Origin of the sequence: Aquibacillus koreensis (genome assembly GCF_025154055.1) — a bacterium.
GTDB lineage: Bacteria > Bacillota > Bacilli > Bacillales > Amphibacillaceae > Aquibacillus_C > Aquibacillus_C koreensis.
Genome location: NZ_JAOALK010000053.1, coordinates 121,200 through 133,472 on the forward strand (window position 1 = coordinate 121,200; position 12,273 = coordinate 133,472).

Annotated in this window: 9 protein-coding genes; 3 read left to right on the forward strand and 6 right to left on the reverse strand. The window is 36.4% G+C overall.

The annotated features are described in order from the left end of the window. Positions 1-40 precede the first annotated feature (40 nt). Both NYQ66_RS15400 and NYQ66_RS15405 read right to left on the reverse strand, forming a co-directional pair. Complete coding sequence (locus NYQ66_RS15400; RefSeq protein ID WP_259870661.1) at positions 41-232, reverse strand: helix-turn-helix domain-containing protein; 192 nt, start codon at positions 230-232, stop codon at positions 41-43. Positions 233-594: 362 nt separating this feature from the next. Further along, positions 595-1,893, reverse strand: a complete 1,299-nt coding sequence (locus tag NYQ66_RS15405; RefSeq protein ID WP_259870662.1) for a lysine N(6)-hydroxylase/L-ornithine N(5)-oxygenase family protein — start codon at positions 1,891-1,893, stop codon at positions 595-597. A 260-nt stretch (positions 1,894-2,153) separates the two neighbouring features. Between NYQ66_RS15405 and NYQ66_RS15410 the strand changes: the two genes are divergently transcribed. From NYQ66_RS15410 to NYQ66_RS15420, 3 genes are all read left to right on the forward strand, one after another. Beyond that, the gene (locus NYQ66_RS15410; RefSeq protein WP_259870663.1) at positions 2,154-2,312 is read left to right on the forward strand and encodes a hypothetical protein; all 159 of its coding nucleotides are present in this window, start codon (positions 2,154-2,156) and stop codon (positions 2,310-2,312) included. A gap of 402 nt (positions 2,313-2,714) precedes the next feature. Then, positions 2,715-2,876, forward strand: coding sequence for a DUF1328 family protein (locus tag NYQ66_RS15415; RefSeq protein WP_259870664.1), 162 nt, complete (start codon positions 2,715-2,717; stop codon positions 2,874-2,876). A 197-nt stretch (positions 2,877-3,073) separates the two neighbouring features. After that, the gene (locus NYQ66_RS15420; protein WP_259870665.1) at positions 3,074-3,400 is read left to right on the forward strand and encodes a hypothetical protein; all 327 of its coding nucleotides are present in this window, start codon (positions 3,074-3,076) and stop codon (positions 3,398-3,400) included. Positions 3,401-3,534: 134 nt separating this feature from the next. Here the strand turns inward: NYQ66_RS15420 and NYQ66_RS15425 are convergent, their stop codons facing one another. The 4 genes from NYQ66_RS15425 to NYQ66_RS15440 all read right to left on the reverse strand — a co-directional run bounded on the left by NYQ66_RS15425 (position 3,535) and on the right by NYQ66_RS15440 (position 12,118). Beyond that, positions 3,535-4,107 carry a GNAT family N-acetyltransferase gene (locus NYQ66_RS15425; RefSeq protein WP_259870666.1) on the reverse strand — a complete coding sequence of 191 codons (573 nt, stop codon included), beginning with the start codon at positions 4,105-4,107 and terminating at the stop codon, positions 3,535-3,537. A 3-nt stretch (positions 4,108-4,110) separates the two neighbouring features. Beyond that, positions 4,111-6,663 carry a class I SAM-dependent methyltransferase gene (locus tag NYQ66_RS15430; protein ID WP_259870667.1) on the reverse strand — a complete coding sequence of 851 codons (2,553 nt, stop codon included), beginning with the start codon at positions 6,661-6,663 and terminating at the stop codon, positions 4,111-4,113. A 171-nt stretch (positions 6,664-6,834) separates the two neighbouring features. Continuing rightward, positions 6,835-8,448 (reverse strand): hypothetical protein, encoded by a 1,614-nt coding sequence (locus tag NYQ66_RS15435; protein WP_259870668.1) that lies wholly within the window; start codon positions 8,446-8,448, stop codon positions 6,835-6,837. A 1,018-nt stretch (positions 8,449-9,466) separates the two neighbouring features. Beyond that, complete coding sequence (locus tag NYQ66_RS15440) at positions 9,467-12,118, reverse strand: transglycosylase domain-containing protein (protein ID WP_259870669.1); 2,652 nt, start codon at positions 12,116-12,118, stop codon at positions 9,467-9,469. Positions 12,119-12,273 lie beyond the last annotated feature (155 nt).

The following is a 12,273-nucleotide window of genomic DNA, read 5'->3' on the forward strand; positions in this document are numbered from 1 at the left end:
GCTCTGGCACACGCTACTTCGTTGCAACAAAACGTCAACTCTAACCCTTGCTCGTTACGGATGCATTCGACTGATCTCTTACCCATCCATCAATGGCTTCCTTGCTAAACAAAATCTTCCTTCCAAAACGAATATGAGGAAAGCAACCCTCACGCACCAAATCATAAATCGTATCCGTGTGCACCCCTATATACTTTGCTACTTCCTTTGCCGTAATTGTAGACCTTTCCATTGTTACTACCTCCTCTAATTGTATCTTCATATCTATAATCGTTAGGTGATTGATATTTGGTGTCTATGTTGGCTGAAATTTGTTTAAATTTTTTCTGACTTCCGCTTAATGCAAAACATGAAGATAATCCTAAATGGTAGTTGTCTATGAAAAGCAGAGGTGAGGTACTCAATAGTTTAGTTGCAGGTAGGCACTAGCCTTAATGAAAAAGCACCTACCTCTCGACAAATACATCAGCAGCTTGTACTGGAAATGAAAAGGGACACAAAAAGTTAAAAACCTTTTGTGTCCCTCTCACCTGAATGTCCACCACTCAAGGACAAATCGACCACTTTGTCTTTCGACAGGGTCTGACCCCTACATTAAAAAAACTGCGAGAATGATGTATCGCGTTGCATCGGGTAGATTCCTTCTCCTGCAATATCGTTAATGATTTGTATATTTCGATTTACGGACAGTGCTAAATTTGTTGCACCGGACCCATAAGCATGATCCAAGTTTGTTAACGTATAGAAGTGATGCTCACGCTCTCGGCCTGCTTCTTTGAATTGTAATTGATAATTGTCCGTCACTTTAAAATGCTTATCATCTTCCCATTCGATCTTGTCACGGAAACGGTTCGTGAACCAATCAGGAATGTGCGGTTGATAGCCAGTTGCCAGGATTACTTTTTCACTATTGTGTGTAAAGCGTTTTTTTAATTCCCATTGATGACATGCTAAAGTATATTCTCCGCCATTCTCTTGAATGTCTTCTAACTCCGTTAACGGCTGAATCGAAACAGGAATGTGTTCATTATCAATCGACTTATCATACAGGTAATGATAAATATTCGTTAATGTTGTTCCTTCAATGCCTTTTCGAAGTTGCTTCAGATGTTGTAATGCCTCCATCCGCTCGGCAAATGGCAATTGATGAAAATAATCAACATAGTCAGGGGTGAATACCTCTTGACCAAGCTTCGATTCATCTAATTGAAAAATGCCAGGAGACCTTGTAAACCAGGTTAACTGAAAATCATGCGTATCCATTTCCTGCAACAAGTCATAGAAAATTTCTGCAGCACTCTGTCCCGAGCCAATCACAGTAATTGATTTCCCTTGGACAGTGGTTGGTTTGTGATATAAGTAGTCACTTGAATGGTGCACATCTTCTTTCGGCAAACCGTCTGCTCCCTTTAACAATAAAGGCTTGCTACCTGTTCCCATAATAATGTTCTTCGCATAGTATGTCTTTCTTTCGGATATATCCCAGTGGTTAACATGGACTTCATAATAGCCATCTTTATCGATAACATCAATCACTTGCGATTTGAATACGCAATGAGGTAGTTGCTTCACCACCCACCTTGCGTAATCGTTATATTCTTTACGTGGGATATCAAACTTGCGATAAAAATAAAATTTGTACAAACGATTCTTTGTATGTAAATAATTCAGGAAAGAATAGCGGCTTTTCGGATTAGCGAAAGTAACTAGGTCTGCAAGAAAAGGTACTTGAAGGTCCGCATGCTCTAATAGCATACCTGGATGCCAATCAAATTCTTCAGACTCATCAAAGAAATAACTCGATAACTCTGTCTTCTCATCGAGTAAAGCAGCTAAACCTAGATTGAAAGGCCCCACCCCTATACCAATAACATCAACTGTAAGATTATCCATCAAACTCACTCCTCTATAAAAACACCTTTCCTTCCTAATTCCCTATTCCCCAAAAAACAATCCTGAAAATGATGGGTCAGTCTTTTAATAGACATTGCGGCTGTTGACAATGACTAACCTAGTTGTCCACCCCTCAAGGACAAATCGACCGATTTGTCTTTCGACAGGGTCTGACCCCTAAAGGTTTTAGATGTTTAATCAGATTAGCAACGGGAAATGGTAGTTTAGATTATCAATCTACCAATAAGGAGGGGTAAGTGATGTCCGATAGAGATGAACATATTCAGTATGAAAAAAAAGAAAAGAAATCAGATCCTAGTCAAATCGCCACCACCTTTATTAAGTATTTTGCCTATGTAGTAATACTTATAATTATTTTGTGGTTCTTGGTTGAATATATCTTGCCAATGTTTGGATAGAGCAAATAACTTTGAAGAAAATTAACATTAGAAAAGCGCAGGGGCCTTGAAACAAGAAGAACACTTGCTTCTGCAATGTCAACTCAATGCATTAGTCCTTTGTGTTCACCAACGACAAGCTTAAGCAAAGAATCTATGTGGATTTCACCACATAGATTCTTTGCTTAAAAACAACAGGAATGCTTTTTGTCGCTCTGAACTTCTTATTTGATTAGGTTAATTCAAAACAAGGCTATTTATTTTTTTCTATTCAGGAGTGTTACCTTCAAAGTATGTATGATGTTCACTTCTGTATGTATCAATAGTTCATGTAATGGAAAAATAGCTATATCCAAATATAAATGTTTGAAAATTATAAAAATGGCTAAATACATATATACATTGAATTTGGGAGGTAACAATATGTTGAAATGGATTCTCATTTTTTTGATTATTGCAATTATAGCTAGCTTGTTTGGATTTGGAGGTTTAGCTAATATTTCCGCCGGTCTTGCAAAGCTTTTAATATTTATCCTAGTTGTTCTTCTAATATTAGGATTTGTATTTGGTTCGAAACTATTCTGAGCAAATTGAACGCAACACAATTGGAGAGAATAAGTGAACCAGAAATGGACGACAATCTTGCTATTGTGGTCGAAGATAAATTATAGAAGACAGAATAACTGACAAAATGCGAATAAAATATGCAGTAGGTACTACATTACAATTAATTGTAGCTCTGCAGATTATTTATATCATATAAATCTAGGGAGGAAACTAAAGTGAGAAAAGTTATCTCATCACAGTTATTATTAGAGAAATCATTAAGAGTAAATACGATAATAAATATACACGCTTATGCAAAAGAATATAGTGGCACTATTTATTTTATTAAAAATAACAGAATTATAGATACCTCAAACTTCTCCAAACTCCTATCATTCTTACTATTAATTAAAAAAGGGGAGCAATTCAAGGTAATGATTGATGGCATTGATGTTGTAAAAGCTATGAATGATATAACAGCTATTTGCTCTCAAAAATTAAGTAGTAATCACCTGTCTTCATCTTTTCGAATTTTACCCCAAGACTCTAAGGTGAAACTATAATACATTGCTAATAATTGGCGTGACAAGATTAATCACTAGTGGTCATAAAAACTTAAAGAAAAAACTACATCACCCTTTCGACAAATTACGTCGTATTAAGGGTGATGATAGCATCAAAGTGTAGCGTTTGAGCTTTAATTCTTAGTCCGTTCCGATACCTTGCGCCCAAAGTAAAGCGTATCTACGCCGGGGCCACGGTGGTCCTTTAGCCGCTCCACCGTATCAAACTGAAGGGATTTTAAGATATGAATATGTGCGTCATTTGATGACCATGTTCTTGTAGTAAGATAAGGCTCCTCTAACCCCTGCTGTTTAATATCATCCTTCATAAATTGATATAACTTTCTCGTTATTCCATAGTTTCTATAGTCTCGTTTAATACAAATCGTGGTGATGTAATTGCTTGGCGAATAGTTTTTCAACTCTTCCGTATAATAATTGCTTTTAAACGTCATAAAACCAATAACATGATTCTTTTCTTCATCTATAGCCAAAATAAAATGCTGCTCCGTCATTTTTTCAAAATAAGAAAAAGGCTTGATATCCTGCCCTTCTGATGATGATAATGTCGACTGCGTGGAGCTTTCACGCGCTGAGAGTGGCGGTACGAATTCTTTGTCACATTCACAAAGAATGTCCCAGATCTGATTTCGTATTGATTTCTCTGTTTTAGGAATAACCCTTTTTATAGCAAACGTTAATTTCAACGATTAATCTCCCTTCGTGGCAAATGCATATAATCGATGTGTATATTGATTGACCTTTTCCACTTCGCATAAATTGAAATACGTCCGCTTTAGCTTTTTCTTTAGATTCTCATCTGGTAAATGATTAAGATACGGAAGCATTCCTGCATTGGCGAAGTTTTCTACTAAATTCGGATATTCACTACCATCCGTCTCTACACTATCAATACGCACATCTCGAAACCCGATGAAGCCTAAGAGGCTATGAAATTGTGACTTAGTAGGGTAGAAAATTGGATACGTCCAGTTTTGGTAATACATATTAAAGTCAAGTTCATCGATGGCTTTTTTCACTTTTTCGTGTAAGCCAGCATAACATTCAGATCCACCTTGGTGAACCGCCAATTTCCCACCGTTTTTTAAGCTGTTATAAATTTTGGTGTACATTTTTTCACTATCTACAATCCAATGTAAGGCTGCATTACTAAACACTAAATCATATTGTTCGTTTTCATCTAGATCAATCGCATCCTTACAATAAAAATGAATATTTTCTTGCGCGATCCCTTCGCTTTGACGATTCTCTATTGCTTTGTCAATCATGCTTTGTGAAATGTCACAGGCATCAATAGAAACACTTGGTTCTTTCCTGAATAATTCTACTGTAGTCTTCCCATTTCCACAGCCGATGTCTAATACCCTTGCGTTTTTCATTGGTGTAATCTTATTAATTAACGTTGACCCTTGAATTAGTTGGGTTTGGGAGGATTTATCATAACCCGCTCCGTCAAACATTTCCCGATTATCCTCCAGATATCTCGGTATCAAAACCGGGTTAATCGCAATGGATTGTTCATTTCTAAGCATATAATAGTGAGAATAAATATCGATATTTTCCACATTAGAAGAAAGACTAAACCTTATCTCAGCATTTTTCCAATCTGCTGCTACGAATTGCTTTCTCCCAAATTCATCAAATCGAACCTCTTTTATTTTAATGATCTCAGGGAAAATTCTTGAATCAATAAATTCCTGCAGAATAGATAAAGCATACTCATGTATTTTTATGACACGCTTCTGATAGGTTTTAAATGGCACCTCAAATGACACCTTTTGAAAGTGTGTAAAAAAAGAGCGAAAAGATGATAATTCCTGGATATTCGTCAGTAACCTAGTTGGAATAATGTGATTGTCACGCTTCTTAAGGTTAAACATTTTCAACTGATAGTCTTGTTGCTTACAAATTTTGTTTAAAAAGGAGAACAATCCGATATATTTGCCAAATGTAATTCTCTTATCATGAACCTTTTCATTTGGATACGTGGTGTTGTATTCTTGCAAGAAATTGGATAAAGATTGATTGAAATACGTTGCATAGAAGTTAAGCATCTCATAGAAAACATTTTCAAGATCTTGATAACACGAAATCCCTAATCCAATTAAATATTCCTTACTCATATTACTACTTTCTATATCCATAATTCGCTTGTAATTGGATTGAAAGCGATCATGAAAAAAGAGGATGCCTTTTGGCTTATTTAAAATGTTCATGCCGATACTCTTTAAAATCAATTTTGCTTTATCCTCAATCGAGTTAGTAAAGGATGCCTCACCCATATTTAACTCATTCAACTTTAGGATAATATCACGCGGTCCGAGTAGCTTCACCAACAGCTCAATTGGATCATAGGTTAAACAAATATTTAATACCTTATCTTCATACTGGATAGGCAGTTGAAAGGTATCTTCAATAAAAGTAGAATTTTTAAATTGATTTCTTAACACTTCATAAAGCACGCGTTCATCCGGATAGCAATCTAGGATAATATCACATAACTTTTCAATTTTATCTTTCATACGAATGATAAATAAATAATCACTGTCATCAACACTTTTTGTATCGATAACTAAGTCCTTTTTCACCTTTAGAAACAGATCAGACTTCGTTAGGATATGAACAAATTCTTGTGGGGTAATATTATTATTCCTTTTGATCATTGCGGTTACTGACTCAATCACATCAGATAAAATAGTAAAGTTTTTGCAGTATGTAGCAAAAAGGTGCATGTTTTTTATGATATTTTCCGGTATCTCGCAACCTGCAACAATTTGCGTGCCGCCATGTGGATTCTTTATGTAAGAAACAAATTCATCGTAGGTAAATGTTCTGTTTCCTATTTCTATATTAAAATTAGTAATAGCTGGTAATGCTTCTGTAAAAAATTTCGTATTACTCGTGTAGATCACCTTAACGTGCCCAAATTTTCTAAATGTTTCAGACATCAGTTCTCTAAACTGCTGCTTAGGCGTATAATGATCGACATCATCAATCAGAATAATCTTATCGTCACCAACAGACTCAATGATCGAATCTGCTTCATTGCTTTCCAGTTGTTCTACGGTACACCTTACATGCCCCATTTGCTCTAAGTAGTGAATGAGCAACGTTTTTCCTGTTCCTTGTTCTCCAAATATATTAATAACAAAGGATGATTCTTTCTCTATTATATTGGTCAAATCGTTAAGAAGTGATGATTCCCCCAAAAGATTGACGTTATATTTCTCGGCCACTTGCATATCTCTGCCTCCAATTATTTGATTCTCTGTTGAAGCAATTATGAATCTAAAAATCTACTACGTCTTCATGTATAAGGCTCGCACCAAGCACAAAAGTGACGGTGATTGCCTAGTTACACTTATGCAGCTTAAGAAACCTTTATACTTACTTTTCTGCCAATAAAAATTAAGTTATGTTCCTTTATTCAGTAGTCGTTTTCTGAAAAAGACAACGCCCAAAGCTACTACTATGATAAAAGCTGTTGTCCCGTAAAACACAGGTCGTTGGTAACCAACTAGTAAAAAGTCTTTATATATTGTCCACAACGCAGATACCGTTGATATGACCGCAAATATTGTAGTTAACCAGACAATTAGTATTTCCGTTCCTTTACGTCTCGCCTCTTTTTGCAAATCTACTAATGCACCTAAAGACTCTACCTCCGATTCAATCTTTGTCATTAAATCATCAATCTGCAATGCCACGTAAAATCTTTGATAGATGTAGTCCTGATGCGAAATATAAGAAACGTGTTTAAATGCACATCGTAAGTTAAAGTAGGCTATTTTCTCACGCAGTTTATCTATTTGGTTATGCTTATCTTTTACAAGTCCTTCAAGGGAATTTGGCAACAGTGTTGCTTCCTTTGATAATTTAATGAGCGCATAACGCTGATGCAAAGCAATAATAAATAAATAAAAATAGCCTCGTTCCAAATTGCCATAATAATTACTCTCAAAAAATCGATTCGTCTTTTCATCCTCTACCAAAAAGGATAAGTTAGCTAACCCCTCTAATGAATAGCCCCAATAGCTATTCTCAAAAGCTTGGTACACTTGCTCCGCATTTTCTAAATCCAAATCCCTTGCACAAGGTTTATAGGAATCCTTGTACGTTCGCCTCATCTTAAATAGCGTTCTTTCCATACACTCTTTTTTCTTGTCATCTGCTATGCTCAGAAACTGTTTGTCCATCGTTAGAGCTGTATAGGTGAGGGCATAACTAGGATAGGTTTTCATCCCTTGTCTATCCTCTGTCCCGTCATTTCTATAATCCTTTTGGTAATCTTGAAAAAACGTAACCGGTTCGAATTCCTCAACTAGATCTCGAACTAACTGGCTTAGGGCTTTTTCTTCATAATGCGTTGCCAGCATTTTTATTTCTTCATCCTTTAAATGACTATAATCAGTAGCCGCATCCATCTCCGCTAACCCTGCGATAATTTTTTCTGGGGTATTCCCATATTTCATCGCTTGCCCAATTTTTTTATTATCAATTATGATATTATTTCCTTTGAGATAACGGTTGACACGATCGAAGACAGGAAATTGGTAAGAAACCCTTCCATAATGCTTCGAAAAGCTCTTTAGGAAGTAGTTGTTATCGATAACCTCATCAACAGTTGGATTGTTTTCGTATTTTATGGAAAACACAACAAAACCAATATGTGTTTCGAACGTAAATAAACGAATCGAAGGGATACTAAATGTAAAGGTGTGACCTTCCCTATCCTTCTGGTTGTGATGAAATGTGTAAATACCTTTATGATTCTTAAGAAGATCATTTGCCGCCCTACCATTTTGGTTTAATTCATATTGTCTCCCAATAGACTCCCTTTGATTTACTGTGGGATCTCTTCTTACTAATACGTCAATATGCTCCATCATATTTTCTCTTTGAGAACTTGTGATTTCATTCCATTCCAAACTACTATGTAACTTGTCGTATATTTCTTTATATGGCAGTTTAAATGTAAACGGCATGATGTAGTTAATAATCTGTCTATGTACTTTTACACGATCCATCCTGCTCTCCATCTCCTACTCTCCAAAGCTTATAAATTTATAACATTCCTGACCCCAATTAACATGAAACGACTTTACAGCTAAAACTTTCTTGTATATAATGTATTGCTTTTCAAGTCATACATCAGTTCTTTTTGCTTATTCTCTCATTGAAACTCATTGTTTCAAATGACGTCTACGTAACCGATTAGCTACTATGTATTATATCACGGGGGATTAGACCATGTCGAAAGGCAGATGGAAATATATGTACATGAATAAATTGTCTAGTTGGTTGGTACTTTACACGTGCCCATTCTCTCTTTTATAAAACAATTAACTTTTGAAATTGAAGAAGGTAACCGCGGACCACAAGCAGCAAATGTTCAAAAAGCGTAACTAAACATTAAAAAACTCTTCGCCTATGAGTAACGGGTTCGGTTCATGAGAAAAAAATAAAAACACACATGAAATAGCAGTGCGATTCACAAGTGAATTCGTACTGCTATTTTAGTTATTGTATCAATGTTTTTGCTAATTTTGATTTGGGAATAACACAAGAATTAGCTTGCCCTTTCGGATACGTACAATCATTTTGTACCCTTGCGATTTAGGGTGATAAAAGTGTTTAGCAATAGATTGTTATAAGATGTTTCAAGTCCAAAGGCTATCCGCTTCTTCCTTCAGCTTATATCTTTAGTAGTTGAATATGGTAGCTTCTCTAGTTCGTCATATCACTGGTGCAGCAGCAACACATGTTAGAGCAGTAACGTATGGGGGAATCGAACTATTGAGTGAAAAGCAACATGGAATTCAGTGAACCCGACACGGAATCCAGTGAACCCGACACATAATTCAGTGAACCCAACCCGTAATTCAGTGAACCCGACACGTAATTCAGTAAGTTCAACAATGTCCAATCAAAAACACATCCAAATGCGAGCGCCAGCACTTTTCCTCGTACAAAAGGGGTCAGACCCTGTCGAAATTTGACATTATATTGATAATACTGTTAATGCCAAGTACTAGAAAATTATAATTATTCAACTTCTGGTTGGTTAGAATCTATGGATTCCTCTTCTACACTTTCTGATTGCTCAGAACCTGTGGATTCCTCTTCTACACTTTCTGATTGATCGGAATCTGTGATTTCCTCTTCTCCACCTTCTGACTGCTCGGGATCTGTGGATTCTTCCCCTACACCCTCAGACTGCTCAGAATCTGTTGGTTCCCCTTCCTCACCTTCTGGTTGGTCGGAATCTATTGCTTCTTCTTCCTCACCTTCTGGTTGATCGGAATCTGACGCTTCTTCTTCCTCACCTTCTGGTTGGTCGGAATCTATTGCTTCTTCTTCCTCACCTTCTGGTTGGTCGGAATCTATTGTTTCTTCTTCCTCACCTTCTGGCTGGTCGGAATCTATTGTTTCTTCTTCCTCACCTTCTGGCTGGTCGGAATCTATTGTTTCTTCTTCCTCACCTTCTGGTTGATCGGAATCTATTGCTTCTTCCTCTTCCTCTTTTGTTTCTTCCTTATCTTCTTGTTTTTCTTCTCTTGATTCTTCTTGATTTTCTTGTTCAGTAGAATCATTTTTTTCATCTTGTTTATCATTACTATTCGAATCTTGATAGTAATAATAAGATTGTTCCTGCTCAAAACCATCTTCAACAAGGCTGTGGACATCATCAAGTGATGTTCCAGAAACGAATAATTCTGTTCTAATATTAGACTTGCGAGAACTTTCTGTTTTTTTTTCACCTGTTCTGGTGTTAAAGGTTATTTTTTCAACAGAGTCTGGCTTCTCAAAGTCTTTAGTATTCTCATCTACCGTTTTAGCCATTACATCTCTAAATATTATTTCGGCAATTTGTTTGTCTTCTCTTGTTTTTATATAGTTTTCTTCACTTACTTGCGGGTAGCCTGTCCATACGGAAATCGTATAATCTGTTGTATAACCAGTGAACCAACTATCCGGAACGCCAGCCTCTGTAATATTATATTTTTGTATTGTTTCTTCATTAAAGTTTGTAGTACCTGTTTTTCCCGCTACTTCCATACCTTCTATATTTGCATTACTACCTGTTCCTTCTTCAACAACAGTTTGTAGCATATCCGTTATCATATAGGAGGTGTACTCCCTCATTGCAGCAACTGGTTCAGGCTTCATATTAATTTCTTTCCCATTAGGAAATACAACCTTCCTAATCGCATGGGGCTTATTATAGACTCCTTCATTTCCAAACGCAGCATATGCACCTGCGAGCTCTAATGGAGAAATTCCTTCTTCAAAGGCACCAAGTGCAAAGGATTCATAAATAGGACCGTCAAAAGATAGTCCTAACTTAGATGCAAATTCCCCGGCACGTTCACTTCCTACTTTTTTAAATGTTTTCACTGCGGGTACATTCCATGATCTTTTTAATGCTTCACGCATCGATACGATACCATGATAACGATCATCATAATTATTTATTACCTTATCCGTGTCGGTATAAGTTATTTCTTCATCTTCTATTTGCTTATAGGTCGACCATTCTAAATATTCAATAGAGGGACCATAGCTTAGTATCGGCTTAATCGTAGAACCTGGTGAACGTTCGATATTCGTTGCATAGTTGATTCGACTCTTTCCAGATTCCTGATTCCGCCCCCCTCCGATCGCTTTAATTCCACCTGTTAGATTATCTATCATTGTCAATCCCACTTGAAATCGATCATCTGGGTACGTGATAAATTCATCCGTATTTAATACTTTTTCCACATGTTGTTGGGCACTTTTATCATAGGTTGTATATATTTCCAGACCCCCATTGTAAATCATGGATGTGTCTATTTCTTCCATGTTCTCTAGTTCTTTATAAACTTGATCCATGTAGGCATCAGAAATATCATAAGGGTTACTTTGATCTTGAAGCATGTCTGTAATTGGAACGCTTTTCGCCTGATTATATTCTTTATCAGTTATAAAACCGTGCTCGTTCATAACAAATAGAACCGTGTTCCGACGTTCTTTTGCTAGTTCAGGATTTTGATACGGATCATAATCTGTCGGACGCTGAGGAAGCCCTGCTAATAAAGCAGCTTCTTCAATCGTTAACGCCTTTAAGTCTTTTCCGAAATACGTATCAGCTGCAATCACAATCCCATATGCGCCATTACCAAAATATATCTTATTTAAATAGAGTTCGAGAATTTCATCTTTTGAATACTCTTCCTCTAATTGAAGAGCAAGATATGCTTCCTGAACTTTTCTCTCCATCGTTTTATCTGAAGTAAGTAGGGAGTTTTTAACCACTTGTTGGGTAATCGTGCTCCCTCCTTCAGAACCAAATCCATCCGTTATATTAGATATAACTGCCGCTCCAATCCGTTTAAAATCAAGTCCTGAGTGCTCATAAAAACGCACATCTTCAATGGCGATGAACGCGTCTTCTACAAGTTGGGGAACTTTCTCAATACTAGTAGATTGCCGGTCTACTCCGTTATCTAAAGTAAACATGGGTTTATCATCGTGATCATATAATGTCGATGAATTTGAATAATGAAAGTCCTCGTCATCTATTTTTGGTGCGCCTTCTACCAATTCATGTACATACAAGCCACCGACTAAAACAGTAATAAAAAAGATTGTTATAAATACGAAAAATGCTTTTAAAAGCAAACGCTTCACTTTTAATGTTTTATTTTTTCTCATAGTTTTCCTCCAAAAATCAAAATAAACTATGCTACTTAATTCCCAACTCTTACATAATTAAACAAAGAAAAGAAATAGCCGTCCCCTTGATCAAGGGGGCGGCTATTTCTTTTAATATTGCTCTATTTTTCAGCTGCTCTTAATGCGGCATGTAG